Below are 25,801 nucleotides of genomic sequence, written 5' to 3'. Positions count from 1 at the left end.
ATTCTCGTACGCCGGGCGTCGCCCCCCAACCGTGACCCTTCCGTAACAACCATCTCGAAACAAACGCCGTCTACCCGGTAACGGAAAAACACGGTTCTCGAAAGGGGAGGAAGTGAGTCCGATGCTCGCGGGAATTCTCGTGGCGCTGATGCTCGTCGTCTGCGTCTGTTTCGAGTTGTGCATGGTCCCGCCCACGCGCGACAAAAACGACGCCGTCGAAGGTGAGTGACCCGGTCCCGTCCGGAAAGGAGGGCCGCTCCGGGCGGTGACGCCTCGCGAGGCGTACCCAGACGAGATCGCCGGATACTAGTGTCTGGCGCATGACAGACCTGCTGCTCTGGCTGCACATCGGTTTTGCGATCTTCGCCCTGGGGCCGATCACCGCCGCCACGATGTCCACTCCCAGATTCATCCGCGCCAAGAACGTCGGCGTCCTGCGTTATCTGCACAAGACCACGCGCGTCTACGGTTTCGCGTCCGTCGGGGTCTTCCTGTTCGGGCTGCTGCTGGGCCGCGAATTTCTCGGAAAGCCTTACCTGTCGGTGTCCATGACGCTTTTCATCGTCGCCGCGGTACTGCTGATCATGGTGGACCGGGACCAGAGCACCGCCATCCGGGTCCTCGCCAGCGAGAACCCGGACGACGACGCCAAGGTGCAGGTGGGCCGGATCGCCGCGCTCTCCGGTGTGATCGTGCTGATCTGGATGGTCATCCTGGTGCTGATGGTCTGGGGCGACCCGGTCTGAGCCGTCCCGCGGCCGCTCCTACCCCAGCGCCTGGGTGAGGTCGGCCAGCAGGTCGTCGATCGACTCGATGCCGACCGACAGGCGTACCAGGTCGCCGGGAACCTCCAGCGGCGAGCCCGCCACGGAGGCGTGGGTCATCCGGCCCGGGTGCTCGATCAGCGACTCCACGCCGCCGAGCGACTCGCCCAGGGTGAACAGCTTGGTCCGGTCGCACAGCTCGACCGCCTCGGCCTCGCCCCCGGCGACGCGGAAGGAGACCATGCCGCCGAAACGCTTCATCTGCTTGGCCGCCACCTCGTGGCCGGGGTGGTCGGCCAGGCCCGGGTAGAGCACCGAGGTCACCCGCGGATGGGCGAGCAGCAGGTCCACCACCCGCTCGGCGTTGTCGCAGTGACGGTCCATCCTCACACCGAGCGTCTTGAGGCCGCGCAGCGTCAGCCAGGCGTCGAACGGCCCGGCCACCGCGCCCATCGCGTTCTGGTGGTAGGCGAGCTCCTCGCCCAGCCCGGCGTCCCGCGCGACGAGCGCGCCGCCGACCACGTCGGAGTGGCCGCCCACGTACTTGGTGGTCGAGTGCACCACGACGTCCGCGCCCAGCGCCAGCGGCTGCTGCAGGTACGGGGAGGCGAAGGTGTTGTCCACCACCAGCAGCGCGCCGCACTCGGTCGCGAGCTGGGCCAGGGCCGCGATGTCCGCGACGCCGAGCAGCGGGTTGGTGGGCGTCTCCACCCAAATGATCTTGGTCTTCTGGGTCACGGCGGCCGCCACCGCCGCCAGGTCGCCCAGCGGCACCGGGTCGTAGTGCAGCCCCCAGCGCTCGTGGACCTTCGCGAACAGGCGGTAGGTGCCGCCGTACGCGTCGTTCGGGATGATCACGTGGTCACCCGGCCTGCAGATCGTACGGAGCACCGTGTCCTCGGCCGCCAGGCCCGAGGCGAAGGCCAGGCCACGGCTGCCGCCCTCGACGGCGGCCATGGCCTCCTCCAGCGCGGACCTGGTCGGGTTGGCCGAACGGCTGTACTCATATCCGGCGCGCAACCCGCCCACGCCGTCCTGCTTGTAGGTGGACACCGCGTAGATCGGCGGCACCACGGCCCCGGTGTAGGGGTCGGGCTCCTGACCTGCGTGGATGGCCAGCGTCTCGAATCCATGGTTCATGGGGTCAACGCTACTCGCAGCAACGGGGGCCCCAGAGCCGTGGGAGCCGCCGCCCACGGCCCTCCGCCGCCTACTGGGCGGCCCTCCCTACCCGGCGGCCCTCCGCCGCCTACTCGGCGCGCTCCCCGCTGATCCGCGAGAGCAGGAGCGGGTCGGCGAGCGTCAGGGCCGCGCCGACCACGAGTCCCGCGACCAGCAGCACGATCCCGATGATGGTCATCTCTTTCCCCCTTCGACCTCTCAAGGATCGGTCACGGGCTCCCGGCGCCGCCTCCGCTGAAGAGCCGGTCCCTGCGGGGGCGGTTCGGCCGAACGGCCGATATGACATCTCCTCCCCGGGGCCTAGGCTCGGGGATCGTGGGAGAAACGAGCCGGCTGGTCTACTGGATCAAACGCCTCAGCGAGATAGCGTTGATCGGCTGGCTCGTCCTGCTCCTGCTGATCGACGTGGTCGCGGCGACGAGCGGCCCGAACCCGGCGATACTGCTGAGTCCCGTGTGCGGCCTGGTGGGCGTCACGGCGGTGGTGCGACGGCGCCGCTGGCGGGTCGGCGGGCTCGTCACCCTGCTGACGGTGTCGTTCCTGTCCTCCCTGCTCATCGGGATCACCAACGGCGACGGCAGTCCCGGAGTGGCCGAGATCGGGTCGCTGCTGGTCCTCACCGTCGGCGGGCTGCGCGCGATCGAGCCGGTACGGCGGGCCGCCCTGCTCTCCCTCGCGGCGATGGTCGTGCTCGAGGCCTCCACCGCCCGCCTGAACTCCGTGGGCCCGGAACCGGCGATAGCCGTCGGCTTCCTGCTCTTCGTCTGCTGGTCCTTCGCCGCAGGTATCGGCGCCTACCTCCGCTTCCAGCTGGAGCGCCGCAGGGAGGCCGTCGACACGGTACGGCGGTCCGAGCGCCTGGAACTGGCCAGGGAGCTGCACGACCTGGTCGCCCACCACATCACCGGGATCGTGGTGCAGGCGCAGGCCGCCAAGGTCGTCGCCGAGCGGAAGCCGGAGGCCGTGGTCCCCTCCCTGGAGGCGATCGCCAACGCCGGGGCCGACGCGCTGACCTCGATGCGCCGCCTGGTCAGCGTGCTGCGCGCGGAGGACCAGGCCGCCCGCTCACCGGGCAGCACCCTCATGGACATGCGCACGATGGTCGAGCGCTTCTCCGCCGCGGGCCCCCAGGTCACCTTCGACATCGGCCAGGGCATCACCGACGGCACCGTGGCCCAGGAGGTCATGACCACCCTCCACCGGGTCCTCCAGGAGTCGCTGACCAACGTCCGCAGGCACGCCCCGGGCACCGGCTGGGTCGAGGCGGACCTGAAGCTCACCGACGGATCCGACCTGCGCGCGTGGGCCGAGAACGTGCGCGCCAGGACGAGGAACGGCCAGGACCCGCGAAGCCGGCGTGCCGCCTACGCCTCCGCGGGCGCCTCGACCGGCGCGGGCGTGGGCGGCGCCTCGGCGACCGGGGGCGCCGTACGGCTGCGGGTGCGCAACTACGGCTCGACGGCCGACGCCAGGATCTCCCGCCTCGGCGGCGGCTTCGGCCTGGTGGGCATGGCCGAGCGCGTCGAGGCGCTCGGCGGCCGCCTCATGGCCGGGCCCACCCCCTCCGGGGCCTGGGAGGTGATGGCGGAGTTCCCCCTCTGACGCCGGAGGCCTCGCCCGGGGAGACCTGCCCCGGAAAACCCCTCGGATCCCCGGGGCAGGTCTCCCGGCGCGGAGCCGGGAGATCCCCGCGTCCCCGAGGGCCGGGAGACCCGGCCGCGAGCACGGCTAGTGGTTGGCGAGGAAGGCCAGCAGGTCCTGGCGGGTGATCAGGCCGACGGGCTTGCCGTCGTCGAGGACGACCGCGGCGTCGGCCTTCTCCAGCGCCTCGACGGCGATGGAGACCGGCTCCCCCGCGCCGATCGTCGGCAGCGGCTGCGACATGTGGGCGGCCAGCGGGTCGGTCGGCCGCACCCGGCCCCGGTAGAGGGCGTCGAGCAGGTCGCGCTCCAGGATCGAGCCGACCACCTCGGCGGCCATGACCGGCGGCTCCTCCTTCATCACCGGAAGCTGCGACACGCCGTACTCGCGCATGATCGAGATGGCCGTGTCGACCGACTCGTGCGGGTGGGTGTGCACGAACTCCGGCATGCCGGAGCTCTTCTGGGTCAGCACGTCCTTGACCAGGCCCTCCTCGCTGGAGGTGGTCAGGAAGCCGTAGTCGGCCATCCACTCGTCGTTGAAGATCTTCGACAGGTAGCCCCGGCCGCCGTCGGGCAGCAGCACCACGATCACGTCGTCCGGCCCGGCCCGCTCGGCCACGCGCAGCGCCGCGACCGTCGCCATGCCGCAGGAGCCGCCCACCAGCAGCGCCTCCTCGCGGGCCAGGCGGCGGGTCATGTTGAAGGAGTCCCTGTCGGAGATCGCGATGACCTCGTCGCAGATCGTGGTGTCGTAGTTGGCCGGCCAGATGTCCTCGCCGACCCCCTCCACCAGGTACGGGCGCCCGGTGCCCCCGGAGTAGACCGAGCCCTCCGGGTCGGCTCCGATGACCTTGACCCGGCCGCCGGAGACCTCCTTGAGGTAGCGGCCGGTGCCGCTGATCGTGCCGCCGGTGCCGACGCCCGCCACGAAGTGGGTGATCCTGCCCTCGGTCTGCTCCCAGACCTCCGGGCCCGTGGAGTGGTAGTGGCTCTCGGTGTTGTGCGGGTTGGAGTACTGGTCCGGCTTCCAGGCGTTCGGCGTCTCCCTGGCCAGCCGGTCGGAGACCGAGTAGTAGGAGTCGGGGTGATCGGGAGCCACCGCCGTCGGGCAGACCACGACCTCGGCGCCGTAGGCGCGCAGCACCGAGATCTTGTCCTGGGCCACCTTGTCCGGCACCACGAACAGGCAGCGGTATCCCCGCTGCTGGGCCACGATGGCGAGGCCGATCCCGGTGTTGCCCGAGGTGGGCTCCACGATCGTGCCCCCCGGGCGCAGCTCCCCCGAACGCTCGGCGGCGTCGATCATCCGGACCGCGATGCGGTCCTTCACCGATCCGCCGGGGTTGAAGTACTCCACCTTCGCGAGCACCTGGGCGGAGATGCCCTCCGTCACCTTGTTCAGCCGGACGAGAGGGGTGTTGCCCATCAGCTCGACGAGCGAGTCATGTACGCGCACCGGGATATCACCTCGAAATACCAAAGCTTGGTCAGCTTGTTGTTGTGGTCGCCGTGATCCCATGGGGGTGGCGGGGACTCGGCTGTGTTGCCAAGGGCAACGCTACCGCCCTGTACGGAGGGAGCGACGCCACGTGATCTGGACACCGGGAGTGGCGAGGACCGCCCGCCGCATCGCCGCGGCGGCCGCGCTGGGCGGAGGGGGCCTCACCGCGCTCGGCGCGGCGACCTACGGCCTGCTGCTGGCCGAGGCACTGGTGGCCCGCCGCGCCGTCGGCCGCCCGCACGGCATGGAGGGACCGCCGTCGGACGGCCTGTACGGGGCGTTCGGCGGCGAGCCGCTCAGGATGGTCATGCTCGGCGATTCCATCTCCGTCGGCCTGGGCACCTCCGACCCGGCGGAGACGCCCGCCGTGCTGATCGCCCACGGACTGGCCGTGATCGCCGAGCGGCCGGTGCGGCTGACCGTGGCGGGCAGGTCGGGGGCGACCTCCGCGGAGCTGGGCGAGCAGGTGGACACGGCGCTGAAGGCCCGCCCCGAGATCGCGGTCATCTTCATCGGGGCCAACGACGTCACCTCGCAGAGCAGGCCCGCCCACGCCGTACGGCATCTGCAGAAGGCGGTCAGGCGGCTGCGAAAGGCGGGGGCGGAGGTGGTCGTGGGCACCTGCCCCGACCTCGGCACGGTCCGGCCGATCGCGCAGCCGCTCCGCTGGGTGACACGGCGGTGGAGCCGCCAGCTGGCCGCCGCGCAGACCGTCGCCGTGGTCGAGGCGGGCGGGCGGACGGTGGCCTTCGCCGACCTGCTGGGACAGGAGTTCGACACCAACCCCGCTGAGATGTTCGGCCTTGATCGTTATCACCCATCTGCTCAAGGTTATCTCCAGATTGCTTACGCGGTGCTACCTTCCGTATGCAGTGCGTTGGAACTGTGGCCCGAGCCCCGGGCCCGGCGCGCTGAGTCGATCTACCTCGCGGCGGCCAAGGCCGCGGAGGAGCCCGGCGCCGAGGTCTCCGCGACCCGTGTCGCCGGACGAGCGACCGGACCTCACGGACGGTGGGTGACCATGCTCGGCCGCAGGCCGGGGATGCGGCCCAACGACGCCTGAACACGGTCACCCTCCGCTGCGAAGCCGTAACGCCTCGCCCGCATTGGAGTGGAATACCCGTGATCCGGCCCCTCGCGAAACCGGCCCTGGTGCTCGCCGGAGCTCTGGCCCTGGGCGGCTGCTCCGGCACAGAAGCGGCCACCCCGGACCATCCCACCTGGCACAACACCGAGATGAACGCGGTCAGCCGCACCACCACCGCCGGTGGCGTCGCCACGACGACCTCCATGAAGCCCGACGGCACGCTGGAGACGGTGGCCCTCGACCTGGCCACCGGCAGGAAGCTGTGGGCCCATCCCTCGACCATGGCTGGCCGCCTGCCGGGGATGGGGGTGCCCGCCCCCGCGATCGTCGAGACCTCCGCGGGACAGGCCGTCGCGGTGACGATCGACCCCGCCAGGCGGGGCCGCTGGAAGGCCACGCTCGTCGGCCTCGACGGCAGGACCGGTACGCGCAGGTGGAGCCGCCCGGTGCACTCCACCTTCGGCCCGCAGCGGTGCGGGGCGTTCGTGTGCGTGCCCGAGAACACCGCGCTCGCGAGCGCCCGCGTCGTCGTCCTCGATCCGATGACCGGCAAGGTCATGTGGAAGATCCCCGGCATCGCCGAGGCCGAGTGGTCCGACGCCTCGCGCGTGGTGTTCCTCCGCCTGGCCCGCCACCCCGTCCTGGAGGCGCGCGACCTGAAGACGGGCAAGGCCGTCTGGCGGGTCCCCGTCGAGCAGCCCCTCGGCGCCGGGGTGGACCTGTCGGGAGGCTGGTCGTTCGGCGCGACAGCGGGAAACCTCGTCGGATACGTCGCCCCCTACACCAATCCGAAGACGAGCAAGGTCTCCGCCTTCGGCCTGTTCTCCGTCAAGCTCGCCGACGGCACGGTCAACTGGATGCGCCCGTCGGTGGTCCGCGTCTACCCCAGTGGCAGCCCCGGCTTCGCGCCGGTGGTCCGCCCTGTCGACCAGGAGGGCCGCTACGGCGGGTTCGCCCGGCTGGAGGCCGACAGCGGCCGGGTCCTCGGCCAGATCTCCGCCGAGCAGGTTCCCGAGTCGGGCTGGTGGCTGGCCTTCCCGACCCGGATGGAGAAGGTCGGCTTCCTGCGGCACGGCAAGCCGGGCAACGTCTTCGACCTGCCCACCGGCCGCAACGCCGACGTCAAGGACGAGCGGGCCTGGTCCTTCTGCGTGACCGATCCCAAGCCGCTCGCGCTCAAGGGCCAGAACTCCGGCTTCTACTCGGTGGCCTCGCTGTGCCAGTTCAGGCTCGCCGACGGCACGCGGGTGTCCGGCTCGGGCGCCCCGCCCCTGTGGTTCACCGGCAGCCAGAACGGCTGGCGGATGTGGCGCGACGAGAAGGGCGGCCTCCACGGGATCAAGGACGGCGACGGCACCTCCCCGGGCATGTACGGCTGATTCGCGGCCGGGCCCCCTTCCCCCTGGGCGGGAGGGGGCCTTGTGCTTCCCGTACAAAGTTCTGTTACACCGCCCCCTGGGCGTGGCTTCGGGCATACCGCGCGGTACGCTCCGCTGGAGGAGCAGACACGAACCCAGGAGAGCCACATGCCCGAGGCAGTCATCGTCGCGACCGCGCGCTCGCCCATCGGACGCGCCTTCAAGGGGTCCCTCAAGGACATCCGCCCCGACGACCTGACCGTACAGATCATCCAGGCCGCGCTTGCCAAGGTCCCTCAGCTCGACCCGACCACGATCGACGACCTCATGCTGGGCTGCGGCCTGCCGGGCGGCGAGCAGGGCTTCAACATGGGCCGGGTGGTCGCCACCCTGCTCGGCCTGGACAACGTGCCGGGCACCACCGTGACCCGCTACTGCTCGTCCTCGCTGCAGACCACCCGGATGGCCCTGCACGCGATCAGGGCCGGCGAGGGCGACGTCTTCGTCTCCGCGGGCGTGGAGTGCGTCTCCCGCCTCAAGAACGGCAGCTCCGACCAGGGGTCCGACACGATGAACCCGCTGTTCGGCGACGCCCGCGCCCGCTCGGCCAGTGCCGCCGAGGGCGGCAAGGGGGTCTGGCACGACCCGCGCGAGGACGGCCAGGTGCCCGACGTCTACGTGGCGATGGGCCAGACGGCGGAGAACCTCGCCGGGCTGAGGGGCGTCTCCCGGCAGGAGCAGGACGAGTTCGGCGTCCGCTCGCAGAACCTGGCGGAGAAGGCCATCGCCAACGGCTTCTGGGAGAAGGACATCACCCCGGTGACCCTGCCCGACGGGACCGTGGTGAGCAAGGACGACGGTCCCCGCGCGGGGACCACCTACGAGGCGGTCTCACAGCTCAAGCCGGTCTTCCGGCCGGACGGTACGGTCACCGCGGGCAACTGCTGCCCGCTGAACGACGGCGCCGCCGCCGTGATCGTGATGAGCGACACCAAAGCCGCCGAGCTCGGCATCACCCCGCTCGCCCGGATCGTCTCCACCGGGGTGACCGGCCTGTCCCCCGAGATCATGGGCCTGGGCCCGGTCGAGGCCTCGAAGCAGGCCCTGGCCAGGGCGGGCATGGCCATCGGCGACGTGGACCTCGTCGAGATCAACGAGGCGTTCGCCGCCCAGGTCATCCCGTCCTACCAGGACCTCGGGATCGACATCGACCGGCTCAACGTCAACGGCGGGGCCATCGCGGTCGGCCACCCCTTCGGGATGACCGGTGCCCGCATCACCTCCACGCTGATCAACAGCCTCGCCTTCCACGACAGGTCGATCGGCCTGGAGACCATGTGCGTCGGCGGCGGCCAGGGCATGGCGATGGTTCTGGAACGCCTCAGCTGAGACAGCCGGACCCGGCCGGGCGATCGGAGACCCCGATGCCCGGCCGCGGTGTCCCCGTGCCGGGGACGACCGGCCGGCCGTGACCGAGAGCGACGGGTCAGCCGTGCACGTCGGGGCCGGCGCGGGTGATCGCGATCTTCAGGATCACCCGCCGCTCCCGCTCCATGGCCGCCCGGTAGTCGTCCCAGTCGGGGTGTTCGCCGGAGATGTCGCGGTAGTAGCCGACCAGGAGATCCATCGCCTCGGGCAGGGAGACGATCTCCGCCACGCCGTCGATCTGAATCCACTCGCCGAAGAATTCGTCGGTCGTCACGCAGAGCGACACCTGCGGGTTCCTGCGGAGGTTGCGCACCTTCGCCGCGGTCTCCCGGGTGCTGACGATCGCGTTCCCCTCCGCGTCGAGCCCCACGGTGACCGGGGAGAGTTGCGGGCGCCCGTCGGCGTGCGAGGTCAGCATGACCGCGCGGTGGTTCGCGCGGATGAACCCACGTGCCTTGTCATGATCCATGGGCTCATCATCGCGCACATCAAAGCCCGCACCACCGGAAGTGGCGCGGGCTTCGCGACGATAGGCGACTTACAGGTAACGGGTACGGCGGTGCCGCTCGTGCTCGTGCACAATGGCGGCGGCGTAGCCGTGGGTCAGCCCGTGCTCATCGGCGAGCCAGGTGGCTCGCTCATCACAGCGAAGGAACGACGGGCCGTTGTCGATTGCTTGGAACCACTCTGGGAGTGCGCGTCCCGTGATGTCCGGGACCCTTGCGATCAGCTTGCTCTGCGTCTCCAGTGAGTGGTTCAACGACATGGGCACCTCCACGGATAGGCTCCTTTGCTCGACAGTGCATCACGAAAGCCCAGATAGCAAGCCCTGAGATGCTCTCTTCCGTCGCGGTTCGTCTATCCCCCGTTGCCTTCCGTTCACTCACATGTCCGCCCAGAAAAACGGGAGGCCCTGCCGGAACGTGTCCGGCGGGGCCTCCCGGCGCTTTTCGTCAGTCGCTGCTCGAGAAGTAGCTCAGCAGGCGCAGGATCTCCAGGTAGATCCAGACCAGGGTCATGGTGAGGCCGAAGGCCATCAGCCAGGAGTACTTCTCCGGGGCGCCGTTCTTCACCCCGCGCTCGACCTCGTCGAAGTCGAGGAGCAGGAAGAAGCAGCCGATGAGGATCGTGGCGATGCTGAACACGTAGGCCAGCGCGCCGCCCGACCGGATGCCGATGCCGTCCGGGATGAAGTAGCCGGCGACCAGGTTGACGAGCATGAGACCCATCAGGCCCAGCCCCGCGGCCACGACGAACTTGGTGAACTTCGGCGTCACGCGGATGATGCGCAGCGAGTAGACGGTGAGCATGGCGGCGAACGCCAGAGCCGTACCGACCACCGCCTGGAAGACGATGCCGCTCATCCGGTCGTTGTACATGTGACTGATCACACCGACCGCGACGCCGTAGGCGACCGAGTAACCGAGGATCAGCACGGGGTTGGTGCTGGACTTGAACGAGATGACCAGGGCGAGGATCAGGCCGACGATGGCACCGACGATCGCCGCGATTATGCCGAGGTTGAGCGCCCAGGCGACCGCCGCCGAGACGACGAGCGTGCCAAGCGTGATGAAACCACGCACGACCACGTCGTCGATCGTCATCGTCCGCTGTGCGGGCGGCGCGTATGACGGCGTGTCGTACATGCCCTGAAGCTGCTCAGGGGTGGGGGGCGGCGTGCCCCAGCCTTGCTGCTGGTTCTTGGCCTGCCGGCTGAATACGGGGTTCTTGCTCTCCATCGCTGCCTCCACGCTGCGACCTACGCGATCAGCGTATTAGATCGGTTGTCACACGGCCGTATCGTGCCGATATCTATGTTGTCCAAGTGGCCGTACGGCTACCGCCGATGTTGTCAACGAACGGGTAGCGCGCCCGGTTCCCGGGCTTCACATCTGTTTCGCCGATCGCTCGTCGAAAAGCCGCTGCGACGCCTCGACCTCGTCGAGGTTGCGGCGCGCCCACTCGCAGATGCCGGTCACGGCCACCGACAGGTCCCGCCCCATCCGGGTGAGCACGTATTCCACCGTGGGCGGTGAGGTCGGGTAGACGTTGCGCTCGACGATGCCGTCGCGCTCCAGTGCCCGCAGCGTCCGGGTCAGCATGCGCTGGTTGATCCCCTCGATCCGCGTCTTGAGCCGGGAGAACCGCTGGGCTCCGTGCCCCAGCGCCGCGATCACCAGCAGGGACCACTTGTCCCCGATGTGACCGATCACCTGACGGGCGATCCCGTTGGCCCGGAGCACGGGCTCCAGGTTCGCCTCGTCCCTCATGGTTACTATTTTATACCTGGGGCCCTTCCGAATCCCAGGCCGTGCGGCACATCGAACCGTGACCGCCTCCGCACCGATCACCGGCCGAGCTTCGAGCGGGCGACGCGGTGCCCGCACCGGGACGCGTGCCTTTTCACGGAGGGCGGGTCGCGCCTTTTCACGGAAGGCGGATCGCCCTCCGTCCCGCTCACCGTTCGTCGCCGGGCGGGCGGGTCCCCCCGGCTCCGGCGAGCCTTCTTAGCGCGTCGAAAGCGCGTTCGGACGGGGCGTGCGGCGTGGGCTGGCCGACGACGAGTTGCTGGCCCGCGGGACCGCCGATGCGGAACGTCTCGTTGTGAAGGGTCATCTCGCCGACTTCGCCGTGACGATACGAAACGGACCTGTACGTCCTGGCCCGGACATCATGGCGGGCCCACATCGACCGGAAGTCCTCGCTTCCGAACGAGAGCTCCTCGACCAGTTCCAGCATGAACGGGTCCGCGAGACACCTTCCCCCGATGGAGCGGAAGTGGGCCACCAGACCACGGGCCTGCTGCTCCCAGTTCAGGTAGAAATCGCGTGCGGCGGGATTGAGGAAGGTCAGCCGCAACGCGTTGTCGCATTCGTTCAACCCCTGGAAAAGAGCCGTGGCCAGTGGATTCATGGCGAGGACGTCGAGCCTGCGGTTCAGCGCCAACGCGACCGCGTGATCGCAACCCTCTATGAACCGCCGCACGGCCGGACGCAGCAGATCGGCGGAGACGACCGGCCCGTGGGCGGGTCTCCGGCGGTGCGCCAGATCGTGAAGGTGTTCGGTCGCCTCGGGGCCGAGCTGGAAGACCCGCGCCAGGGCTGCGAGCACCTGGTCCGACGGATTGCGCTCCCGCCCCTGTTCCAGCCGGATGTAGTAGTCGGTGCTCACGTCGGCCAGCATCGCGACCTCGTCCCGGCGCAGTCCGGGTGTCCGGCGGCGAGTCCGCGGCAGCCCTACCTGGTCAACGGTCGTGACCTCGCGCCGAGCACGGAGAAATTCCCCGAGGAGATTCTTACCGTCCATATTTCCAAGTTACGGTCAGACCCATCAGGAGGTGAAACGCGGTGAGGTGTCCGGCTCTCGCCGGTGCGCCCGCCGCCGAGGTCACCGAGCGGGCGGGCCGCGGCGGCGCCGCGGCCCCGGCCGGTTCACATCCCTCCCCGCGAAGGGCACCGAGAAGCAGGGGCACCGGGCCCGGTGGCGAATCCCGAACGCGCCCGGGAAATCTGATCACATTTAGGTAACCGTAAAAGTTTTGCGGGCGCATTTGGGATGGACCGCCGTGGCCGTTCGGCGCCGGTCGTGGACGGCCGGATAACGAGGAAAGGCCCACGACCGAGTTTTCACTGGTCACGGGCCTTGTTCGGCAGATCGCCATGAGTGCCCCCGGAGGGACTCGAACCCTCACTCGAACCCTTTTAAGGGGTTTGCCTCTGCCATTGGGCTACGGGGGCGCCGTAATCATACGTAACGGACCACTCATGCGTAACTGCTCAAGGCAACCGTCGCATCACTTCCATTGGAAACCCGTGGATCAGCTCGGCTTCGGAGGGGCCCGGTCAAGGAATAGCACACCGCGGGGAACGGCGAACCCGGAGGTGGGCCTCGTCGCCCACCTCCGGGTTCGGGAACCGGATCAGCCCTCCGGACGGGAGTTCAGTTCGTCGCCGCGGCGCGGAACTCCGTGCGCGGCTCCTCGATCTCCCCCAGGGAGACGGTCTCGCGCTTGAAGAAGAGCGCCAGGGTCCAGTCGGCCGTCACACGGACCTTGCGGTTGACGGTGGGCACCCGCGACAGGTGGTAGGTGCGGTGCATGAACCACGCGGCGAGCCCGCGGAGCTTGATCCCGTAGACGTTGGCGACGCCCTTGTGCAGGCCCAGACCGGCGACGGATCCGACGTACCTGTGCCGGTAGTCGGCGAGCTCCCGCCCGCGCAGGCTCCGGGTGATGTTGTCCGCGAGGACCTTGGCCTGCCGCACGGCGTGCTGCGCGTTGGGCGCGCAGTACTGGCCGGGGTTGGTCAGGTCGGGCACCCCCGCCACGTCTCCGGCCGAGTAGGCGTCCTCGACGCCGGCCACGGTCAGGCGGGAGGTCGTCTTGATCCGGCCGCGCTCGTCGAGCGGCAGGTCCCCGGCGTTGACGACCGGGCTGGGCTTGACCCCCGCGGTCCACACGATGGTGGCGGCCTCGAACTCCTCGCCGTCGGAGAGCTTGACCAGGCCCCCCTCGCAGGACTCGAGGCGGGTGTTCATCTTGACCTCGATGCCGCGCTCGCGCAGCTGCTCGGCGGTCCACGCGCCCATCTCGGGGCCGACCTCGGGGAGGATGCGGTCGGTGGCCTCGACGAGGATCCAGCGCATGTCCTCGCGGGAGATGTTCCGGTAGTAGCGGGTGGCGTCGACCGCCATGTCCTCCAGCTCGGCGAGCGCCTCGACGCCCGCGAAACCCCCGCCGATCACGACGAAGGTCAGGGCACGCCTGCGCAGGGCCTCGTCCTCGTCGCTCTCGGCCCGGTCGAGGAGCTCGAGCACCCGGTTGCGCAGCGCGATCGCCTCCCCGACCGTCTTGAAACCGATCGCGGCGTCGGCCAGGCCGGGGATGGGGAGCGTACGGGAGATCGATCCGGCGGCCATGACCACGATGTCGTAGCCGATCTCGTGCGGCGTGCCGACGTTGGGGGCGAAGGTGACGGACTTGGCCGCGTGGTTGACCTTGGAGACCTTGCCGTTGAGGATCGTCGCCTTCGACAGCACGCGGCGGAGCGGGACGACCACGTGCCGGGGCGAGAGGTTGCCCGCGGCGGCCTCGGGGAGGAACGGCTGGTAGGTCATGTGGGACTCGGGGGTCAGGACGGTGATGCGCACGCTTCCTTCGCGGAGTTCCTTGCGGAGGGTGTGCTGCAGGCGCAGCACGGTGTAGAGGCCGACGTAGCCTCCACCGACGACCACGATGTGCTTGGAGTTGCGGTTCACTTCGACGCCATCCTTAAGTTTCATAGCTTGTGAAACCTTTCACAAGCATACGCTCGGGCCTCCGCTCACGCCAGCCGCCCGATGGGCAATCTGGCCAGAATTTCCGCTACCGGCTAGAAACGCCTGCTCTTCTCGGCAGAATTCCCGCCGATCTTCTCTTTGTGATCGAGTTCACAAATCGCGAAGCGCGTTCGCCCTGGTGAAGAGGTCGTCGAGCATCCGCGCGGTCACCCGGCCGGTGAAGGTGTTCTGCTGGCTGGGGTGATAGCAGCCGAGAAGATGCGCGGAACTTCCCAGGGGAGAGGTGATCTCCACCTCGGCGCCGTGCCCGAAGGGCGGTCTCGGCCGCGGCAGGGCGTACCCGGCGTCCTTCAGCGCGGGCCAGATCGCCTGCCAGGCGAAGCCTCCCAGCGCGACGACCACCCGTACGTGCGCCGAGACCAGGGCGACCTCGCGGGACAGCCAGGGGAAGCAGGCGGACCGCTCGGCGGGCTCGGGTTTGTTGGCGGGGGGAGCGCACCGGACCGCCGCCACCATCCGGGCGCCGATGAGCCGCTGGCCGTCCCCGGCACGAAGGCTGGTCTCCTGTACGGCCAGGCCCGTCCGGTACAGCGAGGCGAACAGCCAGTCGCCGCTGCGGTCGCCGGTGAAGATCCTCCCGGTCCTGTTGCCGCCGTGCGCCGCCGGTGCCAGCCCGACGATGAGGATCTCGGGCCTCTCGTCGCCCCACCCGGCGATGGGCCGGCCCCAGTAGGTCTCCTCGGCGAACGCCCGCCTCTTGACCGTCGCCACCTCCTCACGCCACTCCACCAGGCGCGGGCAGGCCCGGCAGACCGACTGCGCCGCCGTGAGCTCCGCGAGGGTACGGCTCTCCCCCGCGAGTTTCCGCACCTCGGCGGGGTCGTGCGCGACCGGGGTGTCGAAACGGGCGGGATCGCCGGGCCAGCCGGATCCGGGAGGAACGTGGGTCATCCTTCGATGGTGCCCGACGCGGGAGACCACGAGGTCCATACCCGGCCGCTCGCTCCGCGCGGTCTCCGGAAGGCAGGCTCCGGAACGCGGACTTCCGGAAGGCATGCGCGGAAACGCGAGAGGCGGCGCCCGCTGGGTGCGGGCGCCGCCTCTCGTCTCACTCGGGACGCGGCCCGGCGTCAGCCGCCGGGCACGCTACCTCGACCTAACGTGCCATCAGGCGGTGGTGGTAGCCGTGGCGGTCGGGGTGGGAGTGGGGGTGGGGGTGGGGGTCGGCGTGGGGGTCGGAGCGACCTTGCAGACGACCTTGGCCACCGCGGTGCCGGTGGTCGGGCCGCCGGCGATGTCGATCGCTCGCCTGGACTCGCCGGACGACGAGGTGCTCCAGGTGTCGGTCACGACCTGGCTCTGCGAGCCGTGACCGGTGAAGTGGGCGTACTTCCAGTCGCCCGCCACACCGTCACGGATCCAGCGGTACCTCACGGTGGTGCGACCGCTCGCGCTGATCGTGCCGCTGAACGTACGGGCCGTCGGGCAGGTGCCCTCGTAGGCGGCAGGAGCGTCGACGGAGGCCCAGACCTTCGGCGACGTGTCCTTGCACCAGATCTTGAAGTAGGCGCGGTTGGAGGAGGCCTCCACCGGGCCGACGATCTGCAGCGAGGCCCAGCCCCTGAAGTCGTCACGGGGCCTGATCACGTGGAAGACCTTGCGCGAGCCGTCGACGCGGACGGAGTCCCGGTCGACGACGCGGCCGTTGACGACCCAGCGGTAGTGCACCCAGCGGACGCCGGAGGCGTGGATGCGACCGACCAGGACAGCCTTGCAGTTGCCCTCGTCGACCCACACCTGGGCACCGACGCGGGGGGTGACGATCTCGTGCTTGTCCTCGCCGGAACCACAGGCCACCGAGAAGTAGCCCTTCGAGGACTTCACTCCGCGCGGGGCAAGGACCTGGATGGCCTGCCAGCCCTTGACGTCGCCCTTGAAGGTGGCCTTCTCGTTGACCGTGAAGCTCTTGACGCCCTTGCCGCGGAAGGTGAAGGACTTCACCTTGCTCTTGGAGCCGTCTCCGCGCAGCCACCGGTAGGCGACCGTGGTCTTGCTCTTGACGGCCTTCACCTTGATCTTCGAGGAGAAGGTCACGTTGACGGGGCACTCACCCGCGTACTTCGCGGGGGAGGCCTTGGGGGTGCCGGCAGAGACGGCGGGCCGCGGCTTGGCGGCGGCCGAGGCCACCTTCCCCGCCTGGCTCGATCCACTGGCCGCCGCTGCGGGCGTGGCCAGCATGCCTACTGCCATGGTTGCCAGCATGGCCACGCTGGCTCCTGCTGCGGCTAGCTTGCCTGCTAGTCCGGACTTCATGAGGGGATGCTCCGTTCGTTGGGAAGCAAGATCGCTCGAGAGACGGTTGCCGCCCCGGCAACAGCTGTGCCGGGCCCCACGGCAAAGCCTCACTAAAGCTTCTTTACCTAACCATAAACGGGAAGCTTTCCTCAATACTCCCTAAACAGGTGAATTGTCTAGGTCTTGTTATGAATCGGCGAGCGACCACGCGATACCGTCGAGGATGTCGTGCTCACTGGCGACGACGTCGCCGAAGCCGTACCGGGTCACTATCCGGTCCAGGATGAGCGCGCCCGCCCCGATCACGTCGACCCTTCCGGGATGCATGAGGGGAATCGCCGCCCGGCGTTCAACGGTCATTCCAAGCAACCGCTCGGCGATGTCATGCACGTGACCTGCGGAAATTCGCGAGTGGTGAATTTTCTGCGGATCGTATTCCGGCAGGTCGAGCGCTATTCCGGCGACGGTGGTGACGGATCCGGCGAGCCCGACCATCGTCAGCGCCCGCTCCACGGGCACCTCGGCCGCGACCCGGTCGAGCGCGTCGTCGATGTCGGCGGTCATCGCCTCGATCGCCTCCGCCGACGGAGGGTCGCCCGCGCCGCGCAGGTGGCGCTCGGTCAGCCGGACACACCCGATGTCGACCGACAGCGCGGCCTCCACGTGCGTCGAACCGAGCACGAACTCGGTCGAGCCGCCGCCGATGTCGACCACGAGGTACGGCGGGCGGGTGCCGTCGGGGGCGGGCATGCCCGTCTCGTGCGAGAACCGCACCAGGTCGCGGGTGGCTCCGGCGAACGACAGCTCCGCCTCCTCCGCGCCGGTGATCACCTCGGGCTCGACCCCGAAGATGTCGCGCACGCCGTCGACGAAGTCCTGCCGGTTGGCGGCGTCCCTCGTCGCGCTGGTGGCGACCACGCGGACCGCAAAGGCCCCGTGCCGGTCGATGAGCCCGGCGTAGCCGCGCATCGCGGCGAGCGTGCGCTCCAGGGCCTCGGGCGCGAGCCTGCCGGTCTCGTCGACCCCCTGGCCCAGCCGGACGATCTCCATCCGGCGCTCCAGGTCGATCAGCCTGTCCCTGCCGATGTCGGCGACGAGCAGGCGGACGGAGTTGGTGCCACAGTCGATCGCGGCGACGCGGATCACTCGGTCTCCTTCGTGGTCGGTGCCGCGGCTCGGGCACACGGTGCTACGTCCTGGGCGACGCACGGCCCGGCGGACCACCAGTCGCCGAGCGCGTCGAGGGCCTCGCGGCCGAAGGGGTTGCTCCCCGGAACCGCCAGCTCGTGCCCGACCAGGGCGTGCAGGCACTTCACCCGGGTGGGCATGCCCCCGGTGCTCTGCATGTCGCGGGGCAGCGGCTCCAGGCCGGCCTCGGCGGCGGCCCTGTCGCGGCGCGCCACGTAGTCGTCGTGGGCGGCCCGGTACGACTCGGCCAGCTCCGGATCGTCGGCGAGCCTGGCCTGCATGTCCCGCATCAGCCCCGAGGTCTCCAGCGTGCCGATGGCCGAGGCGGCCCGGGGGCAGGTGAGGTAGAAAAGGGTCGGGAAGGGCGATCCGTCGGGCAGTCTCGGGGCGGTCTCGACGACGTCGGGGAGCCCGCACGGGCAGCGGTGCGCCACCTCGCGCAGTCCTCGCGGCGCCCGGCCGAGCTGTCGCTCCACCGCCGCCACGTCGCGATCATCAACCATTCGTGACACCCCCTGAAAGACGACACCCAGGGTATCGGCGTCACCCGGCGGCCTTGGCCGCCTTCTGCCCCCTGCCGCTGTCGGCGGCCTTGACCGAGTCCCACAGCGTCTCGTACCACGGTGGCCTGGCGACGGCCTTCCGCTCGCCGGCCGTGCCCTTACCCTGCGAGGGAGAGCCTCCCATGACGACGTAGCACTTCTGCCCGGGGTCGCAGTAGAAAAGGCGCTCCCTGCCCTGCCGCTTGATGAAGCCGGGGTCGAGAAGCTGCTTGGCGCGGTCGTCCAGGGCCTTGATCGCGGCGATCTCCCTGGCCTTCTCCTGCTCCAGCTGGGCGATCTGGCGGCGCTGGGCGACGTACTCCCTGATGGGGTAGGCGAGGCTCATCGCGATCGCGCACACCACGATCGCGAGCACCGCGGCCCGTCCCGTCAGCTGCGGCCGTGTCGCCATGCGCCCTCCTCCGTCTCCACGCTCTCGTGGCGTCGTCCACCGTGCCCCGCGCGGTGGACGCGACACCGGCGGGGACCGATCCCCCCGCGTCGATCCGGTATCGATCCTTCGTTCCGGTCCCCGCGCACGGGCCCCTCGCCGGGGCCGGGGCGGGGAGACCGGCACTCGTGCACGGTGCGGCCGGTGGTGCGGCTCGCGCCCGGGCGGGCGCGAGCCGCCAGACGAAACTACCGCCGGAAGCGCGGGAAGGCGGCGCGACCCGCGTAACGGGCCGCGTCGTCCAGAAGCTCCTCGATGCGGAGCAACTGGTTGTACTTGGCCACCCGATCGGAGCGGGCCGGGGCACCGGTCTTGATCTGGCCGCAGTTGGTGGCCACGGCGAGGTCGGCGATCGTGGTGTCCTCGGTCTCGCCGGAACGGTGGCTCATCATGCAGCGGTACCCGCTGCGGTGGGCCAGGTCCACGGCGTCGAGGGTCTCGGTCAGGGTGCCGATCTGGTTGACCTTGACCAGCAGCGCGTTGGCGGTGCCCTCGGCGATGCCGCGGCCCAGGCGCTCCGGGTTCGTCACGAACAGGTCGTCGCCGACCAGCTGGACCTTGTCGCCCAGGGCACGGGTGATGGCGTTCCAGCCCTCCCAGTCGCTCTCGTCCAGCGGGTCCTCGATGGAGACCAGCGGGTAGTTCGCGACCAGGTCCTCGTAGAAGGCGATCAGCTCGGCGGCGGACAGGCCCTTGCCGTCGATGGTGTAGACGCCGTCGGAGTGGAACTCGGAGGCGGCCACGTCGAGGGCGAGCCCGATGTCCTCGCCCGCGACGTACCCGGCCTTCTCGATGGCGACCAGGATCAGGTCGAGCGCGTCGCGGTTGGAGGGCAGGCTGGGCGCGAAGCCGCCCTCGTCGCCGAGGCCGGTGGCGTAGCCCTTCTCCTTCAGCACGGACTTGAGGGCGTGGTAGACCTCGGTGCCCATCCGCACGGCCTCGCGGAACGTCTCCGCCCCGATCGGGGCGATCATGAACTCCTGGATGTCGACGTTGCTGTCGGCGTGCGCGCCGCCGTTCAGGATGTTCATCATCGGCACCGGCAGCACGTGCGCGTTCGGCCCGCCGAGGTAGCGGAAGAGCGGCAGCTCCGCGCTCTCCGCGGCGGCCTTGGCCACGGCGAGCGAGACGCCCAGGATCGCGTTGGCGCCCAGGCGGGCCTTGTTGGGGGTGCCGTCCAGGTCGATCATGACCTGGTCGATGCTGCGCTGCTCGGCGGCGTCGAACCCGAGGATCTCGTCGGCGATCTCGTCGGTCACGCCGAGAACGGCCTTCTCGACGCCCTTGCCGCCGTAGCGCTCGTCGCCGTCGCGCAGCTCGACGGCCTCGAACTGGCCGGTGGACGCGCCGCTGGGAACCGCGGCACGCCCCTGGCTGCCGTCGTCCAGGAGGATGTCGACCTCGACCGTCGGGTTGCCCCGGGAGTCAAGGATCTCTCGGGCGGTGACGCCCTCGATGGAAGCCACGAAGCGCTCCTAAAGTCGCAGGACAGTTTGCCTCAGAAGCCTACCGAGACCTACTTACCGGTACGGCGGCCGGGACGTTTCCGAATGGTGATCGTAAAGAGTCCGGCAGGGTTCGCCCGGCCGGGGCGGGGAGACGACCCGGCCGCGCACCGCTCAGGATCGGCGGAGCGCCCGGCCTCGCCCGGGGTCCGCCGGGGCCCGGCGATCCCCCGGAGCGGCCTCGGAAAGAGCCTCAGAGCGACCCTGGAGCTGCCTCGGAAAGCGCCTCAAGGCGGCTTCAGAGCGGCCCTGGAGCTGCCTCAGAGCGGCTGGGCGCGGACCTGGTCGCGGTAGGCGCGGGCCACCGCGCGCAGCTCGGCCTCCGGATCGAGCCCGGCCTCCCCCGCCTGCCGTACGAGCTCGAAGAGCCTGGCGCCCAGGCCGTCGGCGGGCACCCCCTCGGGGAGGGCCGCAGGGGCTCCGGCGCGCTCGGCGCGGCGCAGGAGCTGCGCGGCGAGGGAGAGAGCGGGCTGGCCCATCGGGACGCCGTCGACGGCCGAGCCCGGGTCGCCGCCGTTCTTGGCCGCCCGCTCGGCGGCCTTGATGGTCTCCCAGTTGGCGCTGACCTCGCCCGCGCCCTCCACCCGGGTGTCGGCGAAGACGTGCGGGTGGCGGCGGACGAGCTTGGCGACGATCCCCTCGGCCACGTCGTCGACGTCGAACCCGTCGGGCCGGTCGCTCGCGACCCGCGCGTGGAAGGCCACCTGCAGCAGCAGGTCGCCCAGCTCCTCGCGCAGCGCGGCGTGGTCGCCCTCCTCGATGGTCTCCAGCACCTCGTAGGCCTCCTCGATGAGGTACGGGGCGAGGGACTCGTGGGTCTGGCGGGCGTCCCACGGGCACTCGACCCGCAGGCGGTCCATCACCGAGACCAGGTCGAGCAGCCGGGCGCCCGGCAGGTCGTACGAGCCCGGCACGACCTCGATCACCGGCGGGTCGTCGAGCGCCACGGCGGCGTAGCCGATGGAGCGCATCAGCGCCTCGTCGGCCTCCAGCCACACGACGGTCGCCGCCCCGGCCTCGCGGACCAGCGCGGCCGGGTCGGGGACGACCACCTCGACGTCGACCCCGGCCTCCGCCAGGTAGGGCAGGTGCGGGTGGTCGGCGGACCCGGTGCGCACCGGGCCCTCCTCGAGGACCCGCCACGCGCGGCGGCTGAGCAGCCCCGGGGCGACCCGGGGCGAGGTGGTGACGACGATCAGCGGCATGCCCGGAGGCTACTGCTGAGGCGGCGCGGGCGGCGCGTCGGCGGGGCCGGGAGCGGCGGGGGCGCCGAAACGGCCGGCGTCGACGAAGACGCTCGGCTGCTGCTCGCTCCGCTGCTTGTTCGGCGTGCCGTACCGGGGGTTCCAGGTGATCGGCACGGCCTGCAGGTCCTTGATCGCCTGCTCCTGGCCGCGCTGCAGGGCGGCCTCGTCCGTACCGCCGCCGTACTTGGCGATGAGCTTGCTGAACAGCAGCTGCGCCCGGACGAAGGAACGCATCTGCGAGGGGGCCACCGCGTTCTGGAGCAGCTGCTGCTCCAGCTTCTGCATGCCGCCCTGGCCGGCGATCAGCTGGTCGATCTCGCCCTCGGTGATCGTCATGCCCTTGCTCTCCGCGACCTTCGCGAACTGCTTGGCGTTGGCCAGCTGGAAGAGCACGAGCTGCGGGACGCTGTCCTGGAACTTGAGGTCCGCCGGGGTGACCTTGGCCTTGGCCAGTGCCGCCTCGTACTCGCGCACGTTCCTGTCCAGCTCACCGGAGCTGATGCGCTCCCCGCCCACGACGGCGGCGGCGCCGGCCTGGTTCGGAGAGCAGGCGGTCAGCGCGACACCGGCGGCGGCGACCGCCAGGATGACGCGAATTCGAGTCGACTTCACATGCGTTCCCTTCACGACAAACGCCGCTTACTCTACCCGCACCGTTTCGAGGAACATCGCCTCGACGAGATCGCCGCACCACTTGAGCAGGTCCAGATCGCGCAGCGGCTGGCCGCCGAGGGGCCTGGTCTTGGGCACCGGCACCAGCAACGTACCGGCCGCCTGCTTCAGCAGCGCCTTCGGGTAGAGCCTTTGCAGCCTGACCTGCTGGGAGTCCTTCAGGTCCACGGGGGCGAACTTGATGTTCTGCCCCTGCAGGGTGACGTCGGTGAGCCCGGCGCGGCGGGCGCGGATGCGGAAGCGGGCGACCTCCAGCAGGTTCTCCACCTGCTGGGGCGGCCGTCCGTACCGGTCGACGAGCTCGTCGCGCACCGCGCCGATGTCGGAGTCGGAGCCGATCGCGGCGATCCGCTTGTACGCCTCCAGGCGCAATCGCTCGGAGGTGACGTAGTCGTGCGGGATGTGGGCGTTGATCGGCAGCTCGACCTTGACGTCGGGCCGCTCGTCCTCCCGGTAGGTGCCCGCCAGCTTGGCCTTCTGCTCCTGCACGGCCTCGGCCATCATCCGGACGTACAGGTCGAAGCCGACGCCCGCGATGAAGCCCGACTGCTCGGCGCCCAGGATGTTGCCCGCGCCGCGGATCTCCAGGTCCTTCATCGCGACGTACATGCCCGCGCCCATCTCGGTGTGCTGGGAGATGGTGGCCAGGCGCTCGTGGGCGGTCTCGGTGAGCGGCTTCTCCGGCGGGTACAGGAAGTAGGCGTAGCCGCGCTCGCGGCCCCGGCCGACCCGGCCGCGCAACTGGTGGAGCTGCGACAGGCCGTAGTTGTCGGCCCGGTCGACGATCAGGGTGTTGGCGTTGGGCACGTCCAGGCCGGACTCGACGATCGTGGTGCAGACGAGCACGTCGAAGTCGCGCTCCCAGAAGCCCACCATGATCTTCTCCAGCTGGTGCTCCTGCATCTGGCCGTGCGCGACGGCGATCCTGGCCTCGGGCACGAGCTCGCGCAGCATGGCGGAGACCTTGTTGATGCTGGCCACCCGGTTGTGGACGAAGAAGACCTGGCCGTCGCGCATCAGCTCGCGCCGGATCGCGGCGCCGATCTGCTTCTCGTCGTACGGGCCGACGAAGGTGAGGATCGGGTGCCGCTCCTCCGGCGGGGTGAGGATCGTGGACATCTCCCTGATGCCGGTGAGGCCCATCTCCAGCGTGCGCGGGATCGGGGTGGCCGACATGGCCAGCACGTCGACCTGGGTGCGCAGGTGCTTCATCGCCTCCTTGTGCTCGACGCCGAACCGCTGCTCCTCGTCGATGATGATCAGGCCGAGCTGCTTGAACCTGACCTCGGGCGAGAACAGCCGGTGCGTGCCGATCACGATGTCGACCGAGCCCTCGCGCAGGCCCTCCATGGTCGCCTTGACCTCGCCGTCGCTCTGGAACCGCGACAGCGGCCTGACGTTCAGCGGGAACCCGGAGAACCGCTCGGCGAAGGTCGACATGTGCTGCTGCACCAGCAGCGTGGTCGGCACCAGGACGGCCACCTGCTTGCCGTCCTGCACCGCCTTGAACGCCGCCCGCACCGCGATCTCCGTCTTGCCGTAGCCCACGTCGCCGCAGATCAGCCGGTCCATCGGGATCGGGCGCTCCATGTCGCGCTTGACCTCGTCGATGGCCTCGAGCTGGTCGCCCGTCTCGGCGTACGGGAAGGCGTCCTCCATCTCCCGCTGCCAGGGGCTGTCGGGCGCGAAGGCGTGTCCCGGCGAGGCCATCCGGGCGGAGTACAGGCGGATCAGCTCCCCGGCGATCTCCTTGACCGCCTTCTTGGCCTTGGTCTTGGCCTTGGCCCAGTCGGCGCCGCCCATCCGGTTGAGGGTGGGCGACTCGCCGCCGACGTAGCGGGTGACCTCGTCGAGCTGGTCGGTCGGCACGTAGAGCCGGTCGCCCTTGGCGTACTCGATCACCAGGTACTCGCGGGTGGCGCCCTGCACGGTCCGCTGCACCATCTCGACGTAGCGGCCCACGCCGTGCTGCTCGTGCACGACGTGGTCGCCGACCTTGAGCTGCAGCGGGTCGACCATGTTGCGGCGCCGGGAGGGCAGCCGCCGCATGTCCTTGGTCGACGCCTTCTGGCCGACCAGGTCGAGGTGGGTCAGCACGGCCAGCGCCGGGGTCACGAACCCGTGCTCGACCAGGCCCGTGGTGACGTGGACGACCTTCCTGTCGGGCACGGTGTCGAGGCCCGGCTCCAGGCGCGCGGGCAGGTCGACGCCCTTGAGCAGCTCGACCATGCGCTCGGCGGGGCCGTGGCCCTCGCTCAGCAGGACGACGACCCGGTCGGAGTCGAGCCAGCCCTTGATGTCGGCCAGCGCCCGCTGGGTGTCGCCCCGGTAGGACTCCACCTCGCGCGCTCCCAGCGCCTGCCCGCCGCCCGGCTCGGCGTTGTCGGTGCCGGCGCCGAACGGTGCGAGCGACCACCAGGGCTGGCCGAGTCCCCGCGCGTGGTCGCGGACCTCCTCCAGGTCGCGGAACGCCGCCGCGCCCAGGTCGATCGGCGCCTCGCCGCCGGACGCCGCGTTGATCCAGGACGCCTCCAGGAACTCCTGGCTGGTCCGAACCAGCTCGTCGGCGCGCCCCCGGATGCGCTCCGGGTCGCACACGAAGATCGCCGCCTGTCCCGGCAGGTGGTCGATGAGCAGGTCCATCTCCCCGGCGAGCACCGGCGCGAACGCCTCCATGCCCTCCATCGGCACGCCCTCGGCCAGTTGCTCCAGGATCTCGGCCAGTGAGGGGTGCGCCTCGGCGAGCTCCCTCGCCCGCTCCCTGACGTCGGCGGTCAGCAGCAGCTCCCGGCAGGGGGCGGCGAACAGCCCGTCCTCGGCCACCTCCAGCGAACGCTGGTCGGCGACCTTGAACCAGCGGATCTCCTCGACGGTGTCGCCCCAGAACTCCAGCCGCAGCGGGTGCTCCTCCGTGGGCGGGAAGACGTCCAGCAGGCCGCCCCTGACCGCGACCTCGCCGCGCTTCTCCACCATGTCGACCCGGTGGTAGCCGTTCTCCACGAGGCTGTGGACGACGGTGTCGAGATCGGCGTCGTCCCCGGCGCGCAGCCGCACCGGCCGCAGGTCGCCCAGCCCCTGGACGATCGGCTGGAGCAGCGCCCTGACCGGCGCGACGACCACGTGCAGCGGCCCCGCCGAGTGGTCGCCCTCGACCGGGTGCGCCAGCCTGCGCAGCACCGCCAGCCGCTGCCCCACGGTGTCGCTGCGCGGCGACAGGCGCTCGTGCGGGAGCGTCTCCCAGGCGGGGAAGACCGCGACGGTGCTCTCGTCCAGGAGGCTGGTGAGGGCCGAGGCGAGATCCTCGGCCTCGCGCCCGGTGGCGGTCACCGCGAGAACGGTCCTGGCCGCCCCCTTGGCCCCCTCCCTGGCCAGCGCGGCCACCGCGAAGGGGCGCAGCGCCGGCGGCGCGACCAGCGACACGTCGGACGAGTCGCCCCCGCGCACGTCCTGAAGAAGGGAAGCCAGCTCAGGCTCCCCGGCGACAAGGTCCAGAAGTCCGGAAAGACTCATCAGATTCGCCCACAGCCCCACGACGGCAACACGACAACCCCGGGCCGGGAAGACACGGGGGGTACCTGCTCAAGGCTACTTGCCCGGGCACCCGCTCTCGCAAAGAGTGGTAAATGCGCGACGAATCGTGCTGAGTTGACTACTCTCAGTT

22 protein-coding genes and 1 tRNA gene are annotated in these 25,801 nt (G+C 70.2%); 5 read left to right on the top strand and 18 right to left on the bottom strand.

Going from position 1 to position 25,801, the window contains the following annotated elements:
• Positions 1–320 precede the first annotated feature (320 nt).
• The gene (locus tag AB0G15_RS35255; protein WP_362848488.1) at positions 321–746 is read left to right on the top strand and encodes a hypothetical protein; all 426 of its coding nucleotides are present in this window, start codon (positions 321–323) and stop codon (positions 744–746) included.
• Between the two features lie 18 nt (positions 747–764).
• Here AB0G15_RS35255 and AB0G15_RS35250 read toward each other — a convergent pair whose 3' ends face one another.
• Positions 765–1,904 carry a cystathionine gamma-synthase gene (locus AB0G15_RS35250; protein ID WP_362848486.1) on the bottom strand — a complete coding sequence of 380 codons (1,140 nt, stop codon included), beginning with the start codon at positions 1,902–1,904 and terminating at the stop codon, positions 765–767.
• Positions 1,905–2,261: 357 nt separating this feature from the next.
• On the opposite strand from AB0G15_RS35250, the gene AB0G15_RS35245 reads away from it, so the two are divergent.
• Entirely contained in the window at positions 2,262–3,548 is a 1,287-nt protein-coding gene (locus AB0G15_RS35245) for a histidine kinase (protein ID WP_362848483.1), read from the top strand.
• 126 nt (positions 3,549–3,674) lie between these two features.
• On the opposite strand, the gene AB0G15_RS35240 is transcribed toward AB0G15_RS35245, so the two are convergent.
• Complete coding sequence (locus AB0G15_RS35240; protein WP_362848480.1) at positions 3,675–5,045, bottom strand: cystathionine beta-synthase; 1,371 nt, start codon at positions 5,043–5,045, stop codon at positions 3,675–3,677.
• Positions 5,046–5,178: 133 nt separating this feature from the next.
• Here AB0G15_RS35240 and AB0G15_RS35235 point away from each other — a divergent pair, with 133 nt between their 5' ends.
• From AB0G15_RS35235 to AB0G15_RS35225, 3 genes are all read left to right on the top strand, one after another.
• A complete protein-coding gene (locus tag AB0G15_RS35235; protein ID WP_362684955.1) occupies positions 5,179–6,153 on the top strand; it encodes an SGNH/GDSL hydrolase family protein in 975 nt (324 codons plus the stop codon).
• Positions 6,154–6,212: 59 nt separating this feature from the next.
• Positions 6,213–7,556: a PQQ-binding-like beta-propeller repeat protein gene (locus AB0G15_RS35230; RefSeq protein WP_362848477.1), complete on the top strand. Its 1,344-nt coding sequence runs from the start codon at positions 6,213–6,215 to the stop codon at positions 7,554–7,556.
• 147 nt (positions 7,557–7,703) lie between these two features.
• On the top strand, positions 7,704–8,924 hold the full coding sequence (locus AB0G15_RS35225) for an acetyl-CoA C-acetyltransferase (RefSeq protein ID WP_362848474.1): 1,221 nt from the start codon (positions 7,704–7,706) through the stop codon (positions 8,922–8,924).
• 97 nt (positions 8,925–9,021) lie between these two features.
• On the opposite strand, the gene AB0G15_RS35220 is transcribed toward AB0G15_RS35225, so the two are convergent.
• From AB0G15_RS35220 to mfd, 16 genes are all read right to left on the bottom strand, one after another.
• Complete coding sequence (locus AB0G15_RS35220; protein WP_362848471.1) at positions 9,022–9,432, bottom strand: PPOX class F420-dependent oxidoreductase; 411 nt, start codon at positions 9,430–9,432, stop codon at positions 9,022–9,024.
• A gap of 69 nt (positions 9,433–9,501) precedes the next feature.
• Positions 9,502–9,729, bottom strand: a complete 228-nt coding sequence (locus tag AB0G15_RS35215) for a DUF4287 domain-containing protein (protein ID WP_329093696.1) — start codon at positions 9,727–9,729, stop codon at positions 9,502–9,504.
• Between the two features lie 187 nt (positions 9,730–9,916).
• Entirely contained in the window at positions 9,917–10,702 is a 786-nt protein-coding gene (locus AB0G15_RS35210; protein WP_362848468.1) for a Bax inhibitor-1/YccA family protein, read from the bottom strand.
• A gap of 147 nt (positions 10,703–10,849) precedes the next feature.
• On the bottom strand, positions 10,850–11,233 hold the full coding sequence (locus AB0G15_RS35205) for a helix-turn-helix domain-containing protein (protein WP_362848465.1): 384 nt from the start codon (positions 11,231–11,233) through the stop codon (positions 10,850–10,852).
• A 187-nt stretch (positions 11,234–11,420) separates the two neighbouring features.
• Positions 11,421–12,269 carry a helix-turn-helix transcriptional regulator gene (locus AB0G15_RS35200; protein WP_362848462.1) on the bottom strand — a complete coding sequence of 283 codons (849 nt, stop codon included), beginning with the start codon at positions 12,267–12,269 and terminating at the stop codon, positions 11,421–11,423.
• 358 nt (positions 12,270–12,627) lie between these two features.
• Positions 12,628–12,700 (bottom strand) — tRNA-Leu (locus AB0G15_RS35195).
• Between the two features lie 202 nt (positions 12,701–12,902).
• Positions 12,903–14,243 carry an NAD(P)/FAD-dependent oxidoreductase gene (locus AB0G15_RS35190; RefSeq protein ID WP_362848459.1) on the bottom strand — a complete coding sequence of 447 codons (1,341 nt, stop codon included), beginning with the start codon at positions 14,241–14,243 and terminating at the stop codon, positions 12,903–12,905.
• Between the two features lie 147 nt (positions 14,244–14,390).
• Complete coding sequence (locus AB0G15_RS35185; RefSeq protein WP_362848457.1) at positions 14,391–15,191, bottom strand: uracil-DNA glycosylase; 801 nt, start codon at positions 15,189–15,191, stop codon at positions 14,391–14,393.
• Positions 15,192–15,407: 216 nt separating this feature from the next.
• Positions 15,408–16,508, bottom strand: coding sequence for a hypothetical protein (locus AB0G15_RS35180; protein WP_362848454.1), 1,101 nt, complete (start codon positions 16,506–16,508; stop codon positions 15,408–15,410).
• Between the two features lie 213 nt (positions 16,509–16,721).
• Positions 16,722–17,681 (bottom strand): Ppx/GppA phosphatase family protein, encoded by a 960-nt coding sequence (locus AB0G15_RS35175; RefSeq protein ID WP_362848451.1) that lies wholly within the window; start codon positions 17,679–17,681, stop codon positions 16,722–16,724.
• Positions 17,678–18,226, bottom strand: a complete 549-nt coding sequence (locus AB0G15_RS35170) for a DUF501 domain-containing protein (protein WP_362684922.1) — start codon at positions 18,224–18,226, stop codon at positions 17,678–17,680. The genes AB0G15_RS35175 and AB0G15_RS35170 overlap by 4 nt, the downstream gene beginning before the upstream one ends.
• Before the next feature lie 40 nt (positions 18,227–18,266).
• A complete protein-coding gene (locus AB0G15_RS35165) occupies positions 18,267–18,677 on the bottom strand; it encodes a septum formation initiator family protein (RefSeq protein WP_362848448.1) in 411 nt (136 codons plus the stop codon).
• A gap of 227 nt (positions 18,678–18,904) precedes the next feature.
• Positions 18,905–20,182, bottom strand: a complete 1,278-nt coding sequence (eno, locus tag AB0G15_RS35160) for a phosphopyruvate hydratase (protein ID WP_350971782.1) — start codon at positions 20,180–20,182, stop codon at positions 18,905–18,907.
• A 299-nt stretch (positions 20,183–20,481) separates the two neighbouring features.
• On the bottom strand, positions 20,482–21,426 hold the full coding sequence (locus tag AB0G15_RS35155; RefSeq protein ID WP_362848445.1) for a MazG family protein: 945 nt from the start codon (positions 21,424–21,426) through the stop codon (positions 20,482–20,484).
• A gap of 9 nt (positions 21,427–21,435) precedes the next feature.
• Positions 21,436–22,080 carry a SurA N-terminal domain-containing protein gene (locus AB0G15_RS35150; protein WP_362848442.1) on the bottom strand — a complete coding sequence of 215 codons (645 nt, stop codon included), beginning with the start codon at positions 22,078–22,080 and terminating at the stop codon, positions 21,436–21,438.
• A 27-nt stretch (positions 22,081–22,107) separates the two neighbouring features.
• A complete protein-coding gene (gene mfd / locus AB0G15_RS35145; protein ID WP_362848439.1) occupies positions 22,108–25,650 on the bottom strand; it encodes a transcription-repair coupling factor in 3,543 nt (1,180 codons plus the stop codon).
• Positions 25,651–25,801 lie beyond the last annotated feature (151 nt).

It is taken from the genome of Streptosporangium sp. NPDC023825, assembly GCF_040639575.1.
Lineage (GTDB): Bacteria > Actinomycetota > Actinomycetes > Streptosporangiales > Streptosporangiaceae > Streptosporangium.
This window is presented reverse-complemented; position numbering and strand designations above follow the sequence as displayed.